At 48.6% G+C, this 16,303-nt stretch carries 13 protein-coding genes; 2 read left to right on the top strand and 11 right to left on the bottom strand.

Annotated features, from left to right (window positions below):
* Window position 1: 1 nt before the first annotated feature.
* The 7 genes from mnmG to ACY0JR_RS02595 form a co-directional block, all read right to left on the bottom strand.
* Window positions 2-1,864 (bottom strand): tRNA uridine-5-carboxymethylaminomethyl(34) synthesis enzyme MnmG, encoded by a 1,863-nt coding sequence (gene mnmG, locus ACY0JR_RS02625; protein WP_462632291.1) that lies wholly within the window; start codon window positions 1,862-1,864, stop codon window positions 2-4.
* A 69-nt stretch (window positions 1,865-1,933) separates the two neighbouring features.
* Window positions 1,934-2,365 (bottom strand): rRNA maturation RNase YbeY, encoded by a 432-nt coding sequence (gene ybeY / locus ACY0JR_RS02620; RefSeq protein WP_462632290.1) that lies wholly within the window; start codon window positions 2,363-2,365, stop codon window positions 1,934-1,936.
* On the bottom strand, window positions 2,346-2,765 hold the full coding sequence (locus ACY0JR_RS02615) for an ATP-binding protein (protein ID WP_462632289.1): 420 nt from the start codon (window positions 2,763-2,765) through the stop codon (window positions 2,346-2,348). Before ACY0JR_RS02615 ends, ybeY begins: the two co-directional genes overlap by 20 nt.
* A 33-nt stretch (window positions 2,766-2,798) precedes the next feature.
* Entirely contained in the window at window positions 2,799-6,101 is a 3,303-nt protein-coding gene (locus ACY0JR_RS02610; RefSeq protein WP_462632288.1) for a DUF4175 family protein, read from the bottom strand.
* 377 nt (window positions 6,102-6,478) lie between these two features.
* Window positions 6,479-7,252 (bottom strand): exodeoxyribonuclease III, encoded by a 774-nt coding sequence (locus ACY0JR_RS02605; RefSeq protein ID WP_462632286.1) that lies wholly within the window; start codon window positions 7,250-7,252, stop codon window positions 6,479-6,481.
* Complete coding sequence (locus ACY0JR_RS02600) at window positions 7,249-7,593, bottom strand: hypothetical protein (protein ID WP_210462574.1); 345 nt, start codon at window positions 7,591-7,593, stop codon at window positions 7,249-7,251. The genes ACY0JR_RS02605 and ACY0JR_RS02600 overlap by 4 nt, the downstream gene beginning before the upstream one ends.
* Before the next feature lie 237 nt (window positions 7,594-7,830).
* Entirely contained in the window at window positions 7,831-8,187 is a 357-nt protein-coding gene (locus ACY0JR_RS02595) for a carboxymuconolactone decarboxylase family protein (protein ID WP_462632285.1), read from the bottom strand.
* 70 nt (window positions 8,188-8,257) lie between these two features.
* Between ACY0JR_RS02595 and ACY0JR_RS02590 the strand changes: the two genes are divergently transcribed.
* The gene (locus tag ACY0JR_RS02590) at window positions 8,258-8,971 is read left to right on the top strand and encodes a ComF family protein (RefSeq protein WP_462632284.1); all 714 of its coding nucleotides are present in this window, start codon (window positions 8,258-8,260) and stop codon (window positions 8,969-8,971) included.
* 211 nt (window positions 8,972-9,182) lie between these two features.
* On the opposite strand, the gene gldJ is transcribed toward ACY0JR_RS02590, so the two are convergent.
* Window positions 9,183-10,370 carry a gliding motility lipoprotein GldJ gene (gldJ, locus tag ACY0JR_RS02585; RefSeq protein WP_462632283.1) on the bottom strand — a complete coding sequence of 396 codons (1,188 nt, stop codon included), beginning with the start codon at window positions 10,368-10,370 and terminating at the stop codon, window positions 9,183-9,185.
* 73 nt (window positions 10,371-10,443) lie between these two features.
* Complete coding sequence (locus tag ACY0JR_RS02580) at window positions 10,444-11,472, bottom strand: PorP/SprF family type IX secretion system membrane protein (protein ID WP_462632282.1); 1,029 nt, start codon at window positions 11,470-11,472, stop codon at window positions 10,444-10,446.
* A gap of 93 nt (window positions 11,473-11,565) precedes the next feature.
* On the opposite strand from ACY0JR_RS02580, the gene ACY0JR_RS02575 reads away from it, so the two are divergent.
* Window positions 11,566-14,583 (top strand): AsmA family protein, encoded by a 3,018-nt coding sequence (locus ACY0JR_RS02575; RefSeq protein WP_462632281.1) that lies wholly within the window; start codon window positions 11,566-11,568, stop codon window positions 14,581-14,583.
* Window positions 14,584-15,242: 659 nt separating this feature from the next.
* Here the strand turns inward: ACY0JR_RS02575 and ACY0JR_RS02570 are convergent.
* Window positions 15,243-15,728, bottom strand: a complete 486-nt coding sequence (locus ACY0JR_RS02570) for a DinB family protein (RefSeq protein WP_462632279.1) — start codon at window positions 15,726-15,728, stop codon at window positions 15,243-15,245.
* Window positions 15,729-15,812: 84 nt separating this feature from the next.
* Entirely contained in the window at window positions 15,813-16,205 is a 393-nt protein-coding gene (locus ACY0JR_RS02565) for a diacylglycerol kinase family protein (protein ID WP_462632278.1), read from the bottom strand.
* Between the last annotated feature and the right edge of the window lie 98 nt (window positions 16,206-16,303).

Genomic DNA, 16,303 nt, shown 5'->3' with positions numbered 1-16,303 from the left:
TCTATTTTCCTAAGTATACCATCAGGATGGAGATATCTGCGGGAGATACGCCACTGATGCGGGATGCTTGTCCTAAGGTTTCTGGCTGTACTTTCAAGAGCTTCTCGCGGGCTTCGTTTGAGAGCGCCGTGATGGCTTTGTAGTCTAGCCGGTCTTTGATGCGGTAGTTTTCCAGTTCCTCCATTTTAGAGGCCATCTGGTTTTCTTTGTCAATATAGCTCGCATATTTCAAAAGAATAACCGCCTGCTCCAAGCTATCAGGTAAATATTTGCTCAGGAACAGGTTCAGGCTTTCTGAAGATTGCATCAAATGCTCTAACTCCACATTAGGACGTTTCAGCAAATTGCCCGCTTTGGCTCTTTCACTGATAGGCGCGGAATCCAGGGAAAGCAGCATGGCGTTTACTTCTTCCGGCTCAATTCCTTTCTGCTGCAGATACGTGAGTACTTCCTGCGTCTCCTTCTTCTTGCGGTTCACCTTTTGCAGACGTTCCTCAGAGGCAAGCCCCAGTTGATAGCCTTTCTCAGTAAGACGAAGATCAGCGTTGTCCTGGCGCAGCAAGATGCGGTGCTCGGCCCGCGAGGTGAACATGCGGTAAGGTTCGTTTGTGCCCTTGTTTACCAGATCATCAATCAAAACACCTATGTACGCCTCTGATCTTTTCAAGACGAACGGTTCTGAGTTATGCACCTTATTATGGGCGTTAATTCCCGCCATAAGGCCTTGGCAGGCCGCTTCCTCGTATCCGGTGGTACCGTTAATCTGCCCTGCGAAGTAGAGGTTATCCACCAGCTTCGTCTCCAGGGTCAGGTTCAATTGGGTAGGCGGGAAGAAGTCGTATTCAATGGCATAACCAGGCCGGAACATCTTCGCGTTCTCAAATCCTGGGATTTCCCGCAGCGCTTTCAACTGCACATCCTCAGGCAAGGAACTGGAGAAACCGTTCACGTACACTTCCACGGTGCTCCATCCTTCCGGTTCCACGAAGATCTGGTGCCGGTCACGTTCCGCGAAACGGTTGATCTTGTCTTCAATGGATGGACAGTAACGTGGGCCTAATCCCTGAATTCTTCCCTGGAACATGGGTGATTTCTCAAACCCGGTTTTCAGGATCTCGTGTACTTTGGAATTGGTGTACGTAATGTAGCAGCTGCGTTGGTTTGTAAGTGCCGGCGTATCGGTGTAAGAGAACTTGGAAGGATTCTCATCGCCTTTCTGCTCTTCCATGACCTCATAGTTCAGGCTGCGTCCGTCTACCCGTGGTGGCGTTCCGGTTTTCATTCGGCCGGCTTCAAAGCCTAATGACACTAACTGCTCGGTGATACCTTTTGCGGATTTCTCGGCGGCTCTGCCGCCTCCCAATTTTTTCTCTCCAATATGGATGATGCCGTTTAGGAAGGTTCCGTTGGTTAAAACTACGGCTTTGGCCCTGATCTCAATTCCCAGGCTGGTCTTCACTCCTACTGCCTGGCCATCTTCCACCAGAATTTCAGAGACCATCTCCTGCCAGAAATCAATGTTGGGTGTTTGCTCCAAAGCCATTCTCCATTCTTCGGCGAAACGCATTCTATCGCTTTGGGCACGTGGACTCCACATGGCTGGGCCTTTAGACATGTTCAACATCCGGAACTGGATCATGGTCTTATCCGTAATGATTCCGCTCATGCCGCCCAAGGCGTCAACTTCTCTTACAATCTGGCCTTTGGCCACGCCCCCCATGGCTGGGTTGCAGGACATTTGCGCAATAGTGTTCATGTTCATGGTTACGAGCAATACCTTCGACCCCATGGTGGCGGCCGCATGTGCAGCTTCGCACCCGGCATGTCCCGCCCCAACTACTATTACATCATAACTTGTGAACATAGTGTGGATTAGTGTTATGTTTCACGTGAAACATTGTTGATAAGTGAGGAAAACTCAGGAAACAGGTGTTTACAACTTAAGCAGATCTAAACACTCATTTTCTTTGGTTCGCATTATAGCCTTCTTTTCTGGCGTTTTATCGTCAAAACCGAGTAGGTGGAGTAAGCCATGCGCCATTACCCTATGAAGCTCTTCTTCTGGGGAAATGTTGAAAGTGGCGGCATTGTCCACAATGCGGTCTATACTAATGAAAACATCACCTTCAATAACTCCCTCAAAGTCGGAATTATCAAAGGTGATGACATCAGTGAGCGTATCATGCTCTAAGTATTCTACATTCATCTGATGAAGATATTCATCGGAACAAAAAATGTAGTTCAAAGATTCTAATTCGAAGTCATATTTCGAAATTATTTCCAAAAGCCACGTTTTGACTTTCCCTTCGTTTTTAACCTCAAATTCTACCTCCTCGGTAAAGAACTCAATGGGTAGCTCCTGCATTCTCAATATTGAAAGTTAAAGAAACCGTACGGCCGTCATTGCTGAAAGAGACATCGTCGCAGAGGTTACGCATTAAGAAAATACCTCTCCCGCCGGGGTTCTCCAGGTTCTCTGGGGCAGTTGGGTCAGATAAGGTCTCTGGGTCAAATCCGTTTCCTTCATCCTGTACTTCAAAGCGCAATTGGTTGGGCTCTACAAAAAGAGAAAGATAGACGTTCTTATCTTTATCAAACTTGTTGCCGTGTCTGATGGCGTTGTTCACAGATTCCGTCACGGCAACCATGATATTACCATAGATGTCATCTTCAATCTGAAATTTCTCCCGTGAGTTGTCAATGAAGCTCTCCACGATACGGATATTCTCAATGATAGAAGGAATCTGAATTTTTACTTGATTCATAATATGTTTACTATATCTGAAATGTCTGCAAATCTAATAACCTAATCGCTTAAAATAAGCATCTACTTGCTTTTTATAATAAGGTGTCAAAGCAGGTAGGTTCTGACGGAGCGATTCTGTCTGCTGTTTCTGCCGTTCCTGGTACTTCTGAAGCGATGGAGGAATACGGGCGGGCAATTCCTTAGCGGTATTGGCCTCTCGTTTCTCATCCAGGTCGCGTTCATTGGCGGCTTTCTCAGCTTGCAGCAAACGAGTCAAGATCTCCTTCTGCCGCATCATGGTCTGCTCTGTAAGACGTTTATTAACGAGATCAGTTTCGGTTTGTTCCATGAGCTTGCCCAAATTACTGAGTTTCTCCCCTCCTTCCTTGCCGCCTGGCGAGGTGGGAGAAGGTGCCAGTTCTTTCATGGCGTTGCGCAGCATTTCCTGCTGAGCCGCCAAACGGGCCAGTTGCTCTGAAAGCTGCTGACCGCTTTGGCCGCTTTTCTGCAACTGCTGAATCTGTTCGTTCAACTGCTGCTGCATCTGTCCTAAGGCTCCAGGTTGGTTCTTGCCGTTCTTGCCTTTGCCTTTCTTTTTGCCTGGTCCGCTCTGCTGCATGGCCATCATAGCCTGCTGCATTTGCTGCTGCACATCGCTCAACATTAAAGCCAGGTTGTTCATGGAAGTCATAGCCAGTTGCTGGTGGTTGCCAGTTTTAGGCAGGTTGCGGTCTTTAATTGCCTCAGAGCTGTTCTGCATCTCCCCTTCCATGGCGCCTACTTCACGGGTGACAAAAGACTGTATCTGTGGTACGCGTTTAGCCAGGGAAAGCAGACTGTCTTCAATAATCTTGGCATCATCTGAGAGTTTAATTTGCTGCTGGGCCAGGCCAATGAACCTTGGGTCGCTCTGTTGCACGTTCCGGAAGTCCTTCATGAGTTTCTCCTGATCAAAGGAAAGGGTCACCAGGTTCTCCAGGATATCACGTAGATGGTCCAGATTCTGCTGTGCTTGCTCAGAGTCGCTTTCCATTTCCTGGCTCTGCATCTGCTGCGACATCTGCTTCATCTTCTGAGCCGCCGATTTCTGCTGCTGGCTCGCTTTCTTGTTCTGGCCTTTCTGCATAGACTCTTGGGCATTCTCCTGCTCCTGCTCTATCTGCTCCTCCATCTTCTCAGTGTCAGGAATATCTTCAGGGTTCTCCAGTTGCTCGTTCATCTTCTCGGCCTCTTTGAGTTCTTCCTGCATCTGCTTGAATTCCTCTTGAAGCTGCTTCTGTTCCTGCTGCAGGCCTTGGTCAGGCTTGTTGTTTTGCTCCCCGGTTTTGTTCGCCAGATCCTCCTGCTTCTTGGCTAGGTCATCCAGCTTCTGCTGGGCATTGTCTAGCTTCTGCTCTACCTGTAGCTGCTTGAACATCTCCAGCAACCGGTCCAACTCTTTCTGAAGGTTCTCTTCTTTGTTGTTGAGCTTGTCCAGGAGCGGCTGAATCTGTTCTGGCCGAGGCTGCTTCTGTTCCAGCAATTTCTCTAGTTGCTCATACAGCTTCTTGGTCTCGTCGTCCAGCAGCTGGTCCATCATCTTCTTGAGCTGGTCGCGTTTTTCGGCTAGTTTCTCGTTTTGGGGCGAGAAACGCTCCTGCTGCTGATTCAGCTGCTCGTTCATCTTCTGCAACTGGGCCAGTTCTTCCTGCAGGGCCTTCTTCTTATCGGCGAGTTCCTGCAGGGCTTTTTTGTCTTGGTAAGAAAGTTCTTTCTTTAGCTTGGTCTTCTCTTCGTTCTGCTCCAGCGATTTCTTCAGTTCCTCAGCCTTGGTGAGCGAAGACTTCATCTGGGACTGCACTTGCTGCGAAGACTCTTCAATGGATTTCTGCACCTCAGACGGGTCTGGGTACTTGAAGATGAAAGTAGAAGTGCGGGCGCTCTTCGGCTGGGGCACCTGGTCGTTATCCGTTACCTGCACGAAGTACTCCAGTCTGTCGCCAGGCTGCAGGTTAAGCGGCTTAAGGTTCATCTGCCGGAAATACGATTGCGTGGCCAGAGAACCGCTGAACGGAATAGAAACAACTCGGTAGCCCGTACCGGCTTGGTTGCCTTTCAATACACGGTAATGCAACGCCAAACTGCTGAAACCATAATCATCTGAGATAGTCCCTCCCACTACTAGATACGAGTACAGCACCGAGTCGCGGAACTGCTCTAGGGTAATCTCGGGGTTGCGGTCTGGGATGACGGTGATCTGGTGCGAGATCTGCTCTTTGTTCTCTGAGTAGCGGTTCTTGAGGTGCATGCTGTAGCGTTGGCTCTGCATAAACGTTTTACGCACCACGTATTCCGTGTCTTCAGATTGGGCTTTTACTTTCTGGGCCGGCGCATCAAACTGCAGCCAAAGCGAATCGGCGTTATCCGCGGCCAGACGCCAGATCACTTGGGTTCCCTCGGGAATGGTAAGGTCTCCGGTGTTGTCAAGCGTTTCAGAAGGGCGTTTTGTGTAAGCGGGGTATCTCAGTTGCGCTTTCAGTTGCCGAAGCATGGGTCTGGCTACTACCGTTAAGCGGTTTTCCTCGGAGAAGAACCCGGCACCGGTTAACTGGAAATCCACAGACTCCTGCACCTGCTCAAACTCATACACGTAGGTTTGGTCTTTCTGCTTCTTGAGCGGCATCTGGCGCCCATCAATCACCAGGAACACTTCCTCCGGTACCGATTTCCCTTCAATATTCACTTTCAACTGAAAGTCCTCTCCTTTGAATGCCTGCAAAGAGGCGTTCTGTATTTCAAACTGGAAAGGAGCTTTGGGGGCATAATGCCGCTTAAAATGGATAATGCGCTCCGTTCCCTGCACAAACAAAGTCGGGTAAATAAAAGCCAAGACCACTACCAAGGTGAGCGGCAGCAGCAGGTATTTAAAGTAAGATCGGTTCTGGGTGAATTTAATCCGTTCCGGAAAGCGGTACCCCACCAATTCCTCTGAACGTTGCTCCACACTGGCAGCCACCAGGTCATTGCTCATGGCTACGTTTTTCAGCTGCAGCAAATTAAGAAGGTGGTCCTGGATCTCGGGGAAGTAATGGGAAACCTGTTGGGCGGCCTGCTCATCGGTGAGGAGTTTCTTCAGGTTGGTCAATCCAATAATGGGTGCCCAAAGCCACCTGATCACAGCAAAGGCACTGATGGCCAGGAATGAGAACAGCAGAAAGGCCCGTACCTCCGGCTGGAAATAAAAGAAATACTCCAGAACGGTGATGAGCAGATAAGAAGAAAGCACCAACCCCAACGAGAGTAAAGCACCTTTAAAAAGCAGGTTCAGGTAGAATTTGCGTTTAAACGCCTGAAGCTGCTGTAAAACTGTATTCAAAGAACCGGCAGCCCGCATAAGTGAGATAAGATTAGAGTAGCCTGAAACAACGGTACGGGAGAAAAGAGTACCAGCCGTTTCCTTTTATTGTCATACGTATTTAATCAGCAGAGTATTAACTCTTTTGCTTACTAATTTATTGTTAATTCTCTGATTTGGGAGCATTCCGCAGGGTTTTTGGGCTATATTCCTCAAATCGGGAGAAAAACGAGATGGCGCAGGAAAATGGTTCCTGTGGATAGGTGACAGATGGTTTGCCTTACCATATATTATTATGAAGTGGAGCTGTCCACAGAAGAAGTAAAACAAAAATGCGTTTGTAGCCTGTTTTCCCATAAACAGGCTACAAACGCATTCTCAAGATAGAAGGATAAAACTTAGTTTTCCACGGGGTGCATTTCCAAAAGCACCGGGCAGTGGTCTGAGTGTTTGGCCTCCGGTAAGATGGCCGCCCGCTTCATCAATGGCTTCAAGTGCTCAGAAACCAACAGGTAATCTATACGCCAGCCCAGGTTCTTGGCCCGCACATTGGCCCGGTAGCTCCACCAGGTGTATTGGTGCGGCTCCTGGTTGAAATGCCGGAAGGAGTCAATATAGCCGTCCTGCAGGAAACCGGAGAACCAATTGCGTTCCTCCGGCAGGAAGCCCGAGGACTTTGCGTTAGATTTCGGGTTGTGGATATCAATGGGCTGGTGGCAGATGTTGTAATCGCCGCAGATAACCAAACCAGGCACTGTGTCCTTTAAACCCTGAATATACTGTTGAAAATCGTGGAGCCACTCCATCTTGAATCCTTGGCGGTGCTCGCCGCTGGAGCCCGAAGGCATGTACACATTCAACACCGAGTACCCCTCATAATCAGCCCGGATAACTCTTCCCTCTTGATCGTACTGTTCAATGCCACAGCCGATGCACACGTTTTTAGGCTCTTTTTTGGAAAGGATAGCCACACCGCTGTAACCCTTCTTAATGGCCGGATGCAGGTACACATGGTATCCTATTTCCTCAAAGCAGGCTTTGTCAAATTTAGTCTCGTCGGCTTTTATTTCCTGCAGGCAAAGCACGTCTGGGTTGGCGGCTTTCACCCAATCCAGAAAGCCTTTGGAGATGGCAGACCTAATGCCGTTTACGTTGTAGCTGATAATCTTCATGAATTCATTTCGTCAAAGTACTCCAGGGCGTGCCACTTGAGCATGCGCTCCTGCTCTTTCAGGTTACAGGCGGGTAGCGGCTTCACCGATTTCCAATGCGGCCATCCCTCTTGGTCCAGACCTTCTAACTCATAGTAGCCAGATAAACTCAGGAGCTTGCAGGTGGCAATGTGCATCAGATCCTGCTTCTCTTCTTTGGTGAACTCCCGTATCCCCTGTCCTAGTTCCTGCACGCCAATCAAAAATAAGATGGCATTCAGGTCGGGCTTTTTTCCAAACTGTTTCTTGATGTCCTGGCGTAGCGCAGCCCACCTAACATCAAAATCTTCTTCGTTCTCCATAGAAATTCTTTGTGCATAAGTGGCAAAGCGCGTAAGTGGATTTCTCTGCGCTATCCACCGTTCTTTCAAGTTTATTTTCGGCTTAATTTGATGAAATCAGCCCTGAAACGCTGGTTATGAAAAATTATGCCTTTTTGCTTTTACCGTTCAGAGATGATGCAAAGGGGAGTAATCCACAGAAGATGCCAGGCAGTTTCAGGGCTGATTTTCTGTAAACAGACTGAAAACAGAAATTGCTTAAGCCTGTGGTTGCGCTTCGGTTTTCAGTTCTTCCCAGTACTCCACGGCTCTTCTGAAGTGCGGGATCACGATGGAACCACCAATTAAATTGGCGATGGCGAACACTTCGTATACTTCCTCATCAGAGAGGCCGCACTCGAAGCATTTGCCCAGGTGGTACTTGATGCAGTCGTCGCAACGCAGAACCATGGAGCAGGCCAGACCCAGCATCTCTTTGGTTTTTACGTCAACCGCACCTTCGGCGTAGGCGTTGGTGTCCAGGTTGAAAAAGCGTTTGATTACTTTATTATCCGCTTCCATGATCTTCTCGTTCATGCGGGTGCGGTAGTCATTGAATTCTTTTACTTGGCTCATTGTTGTGCGTCATTAATGGCGGCATTCTGCGCCGCTACTGTAAAGTTACATCAAAATACGCAAGTAGTCTATGCCGCAGCTGCAGTTGGGTCTCCGAACGTTTTACCATGATTTCATGGCGTTGCTTTTCCCCGAAGATTGCCGGGCATGTGCCGGCGAGTTGGCGATGGGGGAAGAAGTGATTTGCAGCCATTGTCGCATCAAACTCCCTTACACCGACTTTCACTTCTCCCCTACTGAGAACGCCCTGCATAAAGTTTTCTGGGGCAGAGTTCCGCTTCAGTTAGCCACGGCTTACCTTAAGTTCCAGGAGAAAGGACGCGTTCAACGATTGTTGCATCAGTTGAAATACAAAGGACAGGAAGAAGTAGGGACCGTACTGGGGAAATGGTTCGGGGCACAGGTGCGGGAACAGGAAGATTTCAAGGCCATTGACGTAGTGGTGCCGGTTCCTTTACATAAGAGCAAGCTTAGGCAGCGGGGCTATAACCAAGTAGAAGGATTTGCCCTAGCCATTGCCGAAGATTTGAACGTTCCCATGGCAACAGATGCGCTGAAGAAGAACCGGGTTACGGCCACTCAAACAACAAAGAACCGGCAGAGCAGATGGGAGGCCATGCAGCAATTATATGCAATTCACCACGCCCAGAAAGTAGCAGGAAAACATGTACTATTGGTGGATGATGTGATTACCACTGGAGCAACTATAGAAGCATGTAGCCAGATTCTTTTACAACATGGAGCTAGTGCCGTAAGCGTCGCTTCTATTGCTTACACTCTGTAACCTTTGCTACTTGGCTGCTTAAACCATCTACTACAAGCTGAAAACTCCAATACCTCTCCTTGGTCTATCAAGGGATAGACCAAGGAGAGGTATTGGAGTTTTGTTACTTACGGAATGGAAGCTGGTTTATACTGTGTGGTGTAATACCCCATAAAAAAAGGAAGGCTAGTTAAACTAGCCTTCCTTTTTTTATGGTTGAGATTGTTTCTACTTATCTGTTAGAACCAGTGTTGATCATGGCGCAACGGAAACCGATGGTAGAAGTAGCAGAATCCTGCTCCATGAAACGACGGGTACCAGGAGATAACCAATACGCTACGTCTTTCCAGGAACCACCTTTAAATACACGTACGGTATTGGTGATCAGAGACTGGAAGCCAGCTACGTCATACATAGAGGAATCATCCATTGCTCCATTACGGCGAACCGGGTTCAAATCTTCCACGTCTTGGAAGGAAAGCGGACGGTATACGTCTTGTACCCACTCGTTCACGTTACCAGCCATGTTATATAGACCGAAGTCGTTTGGTGGGTAAGCGTAGATGTATTCAGTAATCATAGCTCCATCGTTCAGGGAACCGGCAATACCAGCGTAGTCACCACGGCCACGTTTGAAGTTAGCCAAGAATTGTCCTTGACCTTTTCCGTACGGGTTACGCACCTGGTGTCCATCCCAAGGATAGATACGCTTGTTGGTTTGGTTTTCTTCTTCGCTCAACTGAGTTCCAATTAAAGCCTGGGCCGCGTATTCCCACTCAGCTTCTGTTGGGAGACGGTAGTTAGGCAGAACAGCGCCAGATTCAACCGGAGGCGTAGCCCCTTCGGCCAGTTCGCCATCATAGTTGGCAGCCATGTTTTTGTTTACCATGGCCGTACGCCAGGTACAATAATCCTGTGCTTGTAACCAGCTCACGCCTACTACCGGGTAGTAGCGGAAACCAGGGTAACGCAGGTAATAGCTTACGTAAGGGTCATTGAAAGACAACTCACGTTCCCATACAGTAGTGTCTGGCAGCGCTTTTGCGTAGATTTCTTCAGAAGAGTCTTTTCTGATGTAGTGCAGATACTCCAACCAGTGAATGTTGGCTACCTCGGCTTCATCCATGTAGAAAGAAGCAATGGTTACCGTGCGCTCAATGTTGTCGCGGGTCATGGCCACATCTTCCTCAGAAGACCCTAGGGTAGTTCTACCACCTTCGATAAATACCAAACCGGGTCCTTCAGGTACGTCGCTGTAGTCAGCTACAGCAAAACCACCTTCTTCATCTTCGTAAGAAATACCGGTTGCTGTACTTTCCTTACCTGGATCCAGGCTGGTAGGACGGTTGTTTCTGGAGCAGGACGAGAGAATTACCGCTCCCGCTGCCAACACGTACATAAAATGTTTAGAAACTTTCATAAAATTGGTAAATACCAGTAAAATTGTATTCTTTTGGTCAAATGTGGCTTTTAACATACAATATTATCGAAAATTAGAATGCTGGACAAGCAATCCGATTGTATTTTTTGTTTGTGCCTGATCTTTTAAAAATCTTCAAGTAATCCACTTTCTCTAAAGAAAGAACGAGCTCATGGGTGGGGCCTATGGCCACGGGGCTTACTGCCAGCGGATGCCGGTATCCATATCCTATTTTCAATCCTTTATGGGTAACGCCCACAATCCCCTGAATAGTGCTTGCGAGCGAAGTATTTTTTGTGCCTGGTAGCATTGTAACTCCTAATCCCATGATAACTGGTGTAATGTTCGCATAAATAGTTGCATCTAACCGGTTAAAGGTGCGTTGGTGCGTATACGAAAGAGTAGGAATAAAGCTGACCTCTTCAAAGTGATTTTTTTGGAAATAGCTTTTCACGTAAAACTTATACCCGGTCTGCAGTTGGAAAACGGGTGCCGCCGTACTCTGCGACATTTCCCCTACAGTAGGATTATTCAAATGGTTCCCCGAAACACCCAGCCAGAACTGCCTTGTGAAAAGTAACAGTCCGCCAGACACGGTTAAGTAAGAGGTTCTATCCAGCCCGAAAGTCTCGGCGGTAGGGTTCAAGGCGCCTCCGTTAGGGGTTAGCTGATCTTCAAAAATAAGCCCGTTAACAGAGGGTTTCTGAGAACCGTAGCCTACCTGCATGCCCGCGCTCAGATCCAAATTGGCCCGCAGCTTGGTATGGTACGCATATAGAAGACCCGCCTGTATTTTCTGGTATCCGCCTGCGGGTGCCTTGTCTGCCATAAAGGTAGCTCCAACCGCATTCTTGTTTTCTTGGAACCGGTATTCGCCGCTGGCCCATTGGGTGCTGTACCCACCATTCACCCCGGTCCATTGCGCCCGGTGCCCGGCCGTTACGCTGTAGTCAGACAATAATCCGGTGAAAGCGGGGTTAAGAAAAAGACGGTGGGCATACGGCAAGGTACTGGTACTTTCCTGCGCCATAGCTTCCAGGGAAAACAATAGAAAGAGGGTACCTGTTAAAAGTAGCCTTCCCCTACCCGCTTGGTTTTTCATGAACCCACGGCACATAATTTGCAGGAACCCACCTGAGAGGTTATTCATTTGAAAATACCTAAACTTACAAGCTGAAAACAGATCATTACCAACATGAGGAAAATATTTATAGGTCTGGCGGTATTTCTAGTAGTACTGCTGGCCGCCATGGCGCTTATACCAGTCTTCTTCAAAGATAAAATTAAAGAGCGCCTGGATAAAGAAATTGCCAAGAGTGTTAATGCCCGCGTTTTATACGAAACAAATAACGTAAGTCTGTCCCTTTTTCGCACATTCCCAGACTTGGGATTAAGCGTGAAAGAATTGACTATTGTAGGAAAAGACTCTTTCCAGAGAGACACCCTCGCTTATCTGCCAGATTTTAACCTGGGTCTTGACCTGATGAGTGTGCTCACCGGCGATCAGATAAAGATTAATTCTGTGCAGTTAGATCAGCCCCGCCTGAAACTGTTGGTCCTTAAAAGCGGAAAAGCCAACTGGGACATTTTCATTCCAGACTTTGCCGCCACCCCCGAAGCACAGGACACCACCAACTTTAAGATGGCCATTGACGAGTGGAAGATCTCCAACGGGCAGATTGTGTACCAAGACCTCAGCATACCGTTTGCGGTAAACGCCTATAACGTGCAGCATACCGGCAGCGGCGATCTGGCCCAGGATGTCTTTGACATGGAAACCAGCACCCAAGCCGAGCGCTTCACCATGACGTACGCCGGAATCAACTACATTGAGAACAAGAAGCTGGACGCTGATGTAACCATGGCCATGGACCTGGCTAATGCCAAATACACCTTCAAAGACAACAACTTCCGCCTGAACGATTTCGCCTTAGGTATGGCCGGTTCAATTGCCATGCCCACAGATGACATCAATCTTGATTTAACCTTCAAAGCCTTAGAGACAGATTTCAAGAATATCTTCTCGCTGGTGCCCGGTGTATTTACCGATAAGTTCAAAGACGTGAAGACCGATGGCAAAGTGGCATTCAACGGCTACGTGAAAGGCGTCTTCAATGAGACCACCCTGCCCGGCTTTGGGGTAGACCTGAACGTGAACAACGGTACCTTCCAATACCCAGACCTTCCGCAGGCGGCCAAAAACATCAACATTGACATGAGCGTGAAAAACACTGATGGCAATATAGATCACACCTTAATTGATGTACGCAAACTGCACCTGGACTTGGGCAAAAACCCAATAGATGGCCGCGTGGTGGTAGATGGTCTGGACCCGATGAACATTGACGGGAACCTGCGGGCGAAATTAGATTTGGCGGAAGTCACGAGAGTGTTCCCTTTAGAAGGTACTACGCTGCGCGGATTACTGGATGTGAACGCCCAAGCCAAAGGTGTGTACTTTGAGAACCACATGCCGGTAGTCACCGCTGCCCTTAACTTAACGAATGGCTACGTGAAGTCCTCCTCGTTTCCGGCTCCGTTGGAACAGGTAACCGTCGTATCAACTGTTTCCAACCGAACCGGTAATGCCGCCGATACCGATATCCAGATATCCCGCTTCCGGATGTTGCTGGACAAAGAGCCGCTGGAAGGCCGGGTAGCCATCCAAAACCTGGCTCAGCCGCAGTTTGACGTAGACATCAAAGGCATACTGGACTTAACCAAGCTCACCAAGATTTTTCCTATTGAAGGTACTACCCTCAGTGGCCGTCTGAACGGGAACATTCTGGCCAAAGGGAAAATGACCGATGTAGATGCCGGCCGTTACGGCAACGTGCAGGCCAGCGGAACGGTACAGATTGCTCAACTCAATTATAAGAGCACAGATCTGCCACAAGGCATGCGCATTAACTCGGCGAAGGCGACGTTCAACAATGAGCAGGTGGCGCTTCAACAATTGAATGGCTTTTTAGGCAAGAGCGATGTCCAGATGAATGGCACCGTCTCTAACTACATGGGCTACCTGTTCTCTGAAAACCAACCGCTGCGCGGAAACTTCACCCTGCGTTCCAACAGCTTCAATGTAAACGAGTGGATGGTAGATGAACATACCGGCCAAACGGTACCTTCTTCTACCCAGGAAGCCCAAGGCGTAGTACAGATTCCGGCTAACCTGGATGTGGTGTTGGCAACCCAAGCTGGAACCGTTATTTATGATAACCTGAAGCTCCAGAATCTACAAGGGAAAGTAACGCTTAAAGATCAGATAGCCAGACTGGAAGATGTTTCCTTTAATACCTTGGGAGGTCAGTTTTCCACAACTGGTTCTTATGACTCAAGAGACCTTATCCACCCTAAATTCTCCTTCGGGCTAGACATCAAAAACCTCGATTTTCAACAGTCCTTTAACTCCTTCAACACCATTCAAAAGCTAGCCCCTATTGCCAAACTGTTGCAGGGCGAGTTCTCTTCTAAATTTAATTTCAGTGGAGAACTGGGCAATGACATGATGCCCGTGCTAAGCTCCTTAACAGGAAAGGGCATGGTAGAAGTGGTAGAAGCCGTGGTAACCAACGTGAAAGCATTGGCCAAAATAAGCCAGGTGACCAATCTGAAGGAAGTGCAGAACTTCTCGTTGAAAAACCGGGGCTTCGCTGCCGAGATCATAGGCGGAAACCTGGTGGTAAAACCTTTTGACTTCTCCGTGGGCGATATCAAAATGACCGTGGGCGGGACCAACAACGTCAGTGGAAAAGTAGACTACGTGGTAGCCATGGATGTACCCTCGGGAAAAGTTGGAAATGCCTTGGCAGGCAAGATTACCAGCTTAACCGGTGTGCAAAACCTGAACGGACTGGACCGGGTAACTTTGCAGTTAGGCGTAACCGGTAATTACAATGATCCCGCCGTCGCCTTGAAAGGCAGCAGCCTAAAGGCCGAGGCTTCTTCTCTGGTGAAACAGGTAGTGACCAGCAAACTGGAAGGTGTCAAAGACAAACTGAACGTGAACGTGCCCACCAACACAGACAGCATCAAAGTCGAATTAGCGAAGCGGCAGCAGGAGGTTGAATTGAAGGCTCGTCAGGAACTGGAGAAGAAGCGGCTAGAGGCAGAACAGAAAATCAGAGCCGAGGCTAAATCCAGATTGAACAAATTGCTTACCCCTAAAAAGCCAGTGGCTGCTCCGTCGGCGGATACTACTAAGCAGCAGTAGAAAGGGAGTTGTTTTTTGCTTGTTTTCTTTGAAGTAGGGTTAGAACGGCTTCTTCCTTTTTTGTAGGGGAAATTGGTAAGGTTTAGCTTGGTTGTCTTGGAAGGTGCATGCCGTTTGCTGTTCCCTTGGCTTGTTTGCCTATTGCGTGGGTGCAGGAGCTGAGTTATTTCATATTTTCCGGTAAGCGCTCACGGCCGCGAGGCCCCGCCTTCCGCCCTCGCGCTGTGATTTCTCCTCGCCCACTTCGCTAGCGCTCAGGGACGGTCGAACTCTAGGCGCTCAAGCGAAAGGCTGGAATTGGGAATGTGTGTTTTTCTTCCCCGCTGGCGCGAGTCTCTGACTCGTGCCTATAGATGATGGGTAGTCTCCAGACTACCCTCGCTGCACCGCAGCGAAACCTCGCATTGCTAATCTTTAATCACGTGTGGTTACTTGATCCAGTAAGTCACATAGTAAATCTGCTCCAAAGATGGCCTGGCCTTATCTTGCCTCAAAGGCGCATTTCCCTCCTCAGAGAGGCAGGTTCTATTACTTCAGCTCAAAGGATTTATATCAACATATAAAAAGAGGGGGAAGACCGTAGTAGCCTTCCCCCCTCTTTTTATAAATGCCTTTTTAAGCTTCTTTTCAGAAATCGATCTAAAAACAAGTAGGTAAAATTAAAGCTCTAGATCCTGGCCGTACTGAATACGAACGTAGGTAACGTAATCTGAGTTGATGGGCTCATGGCCAGCTAAACGAAGTTCACGGGCTACCTGGCCTCTGTGGTAGGTGGCGTGGTTGATGGCGTGGGTCAAAATATCCTGTACTTTGGTGGAGTAGGCCTTGCCTTGGGTGTTGGTGTATTCAATGGTGCGGTTCAGCTCGGTCTCATCTGCGTTGGCGTACAGCTCTACCAGTTTGGCCGAGGTCTGCTCATGCAGTTGATGCAATTCCTGCAACGTGTGTCGCTGTAGCACCGTTACCGGGCTTTTAGTGCCGGTGATGCGGGCAATCCAGATGGCTTGGGCATTTAGCACGTGGCTGAACATGAGCTGGGCATAATCTGGGAGATCTCCTTCAATGCGGTCCAGGCTTTTGAGGATACGCCAGTTAGCCCATACGTTATATTCGGCCAGGTTTCTAAGAACGTCGTTTGTAGTCATTGGTCAGGTAAGTTGAAGTACAGAAGATGCTTCTGCGGTTTGGAATCGGGCAAAAGTAGTAAACGTGGCGTTCAGAAAGAATGTTTACGTGTACTTTTGCAGCAATGTCCAGACATACGGCAAAAATATCAGCAGCCCGGCCACAGAGGCGGTTAGAGAGGCAATCAAGACTGCCCCGGCGGCAATGTCTTTCGCTTTACCCGCCAAAGGATGCCGTTCTGGCGAAACTAGGTTAACCACTACCTCCAGAGCCGTGTTGAAGAGTTCGGCCATCCAGACCAGCCCAATCGCGAAGCAGATGACCACCCATTCCATGTTCGTCAGTCCCAGGTAAAAGCCCGCCGCTACTACCGCTCCCGCTGAAAGCACGTGCCACCGCATGTTTACCTCAGACCTGAAAGCCGCCGAGATCCCTTTCATGGCATAGCCAAAGCTGTTCAACCGGCTTCTTATAAACGTGGGGCGTTGTCTTTCCATCTTCTGGGCTTACGAAATACCAAGGCAGCAGGTGCACGTTCTGTTACCTCGAACTTCTTCCCAAGCTGGTTTTCTGTAGTTCTGGTTTTACGGTAGTT

The sequence above is a fragment of the Rufibacter sp. JT3400010 genome (assembly GCF_054956755.1).
Note: the sequence above shows the minus strand (reverse complement) of the source record. Positions and strands in the feature narration are given on the sequence as shown.

Coding starts and splice junctions, on each gene's coding strand:
- mnmG (WP_462632291.1), bottom strand. CDS start 1,864: ATGTTCACAAGTTATGATGTAATAGTAGTTGGGGCGGGACATGCCGGG.
- ybeY (WP_462632290.1), bottom strand. CDS start 2,365: ATGCAGGAGCTACCCATTGAGTTCTTTACCGAGGAGGTAGAATTTGAG.
- ACY0JR_RS02615 (WP_462632289.1), bottom strand. CDS start 2,765: ATGAATCAAGTAAAAATTCAGATTCCTTCTATCATTGAGAATATCCGT.
- ACY0JR_RS02605 (WP_462632286.1), bottom strand. CDS start 7,252: ATGAAGATTATCAGCTACAACGTAAACGGCATTAGGTCTGCCATCTCC.
- ACY0JR_RS02600 (WP_210462574.1), bottom strand. CDS start 7,593: ATGGAGAACGAAGAAGATTTTGATGTTAGGTGGGCTGCGCTACGCCAG.
- ACY0JR_RS02595 (WP_462632285.1), bottom strand. CDS start 8,187: ATGAGCCAAGTAAAAGAATTCAATGACTACCGCACCCGCATGAACGAG.
- ACY0JR_RS02590 (WP_462632284.1), top strand. CDS start 8,258: ATGCCGCAGCTGCAGTTGGGTCTCCGAACGTTTTACCATGATTTCATG.
- gldJ (WP_462632283.1), bottom strand. CDS start 10,370: ATGAAAGTTTCTAAACATTTTATGTACGTGTTGGCAGCGGGAGCGGTA.
- ACY0JR_RS02580 (WP_462632282.1), bottom strand. CDS start 11,472: ATGAAAAACCAAGCGGGTAGGGGAAGGCTACTTTTAACAGGTACCCTC.
- ACY0JR_RS02575 (WP_462632281.1), top strand. CDS start 11,566: ATGAGGAAAATATTTATAGGTCTGGCGGTATTTCTAGTAGTACTGCTG.
- ACY0JR_RS02570 (WP_462632279.1), bottom strand. CDS start 15,728: ATGACTACAAACGACGTTCTTAGAAACCTGGCCGAATATAACGTATGG.
- ACY0JR_RS02565 (WP_462632278.1), bottom strand. CDS start 16,205: ATGGAAAGACAACGCCCCACGTTTATAAGAAGCCGGTTGAACAGCTTT.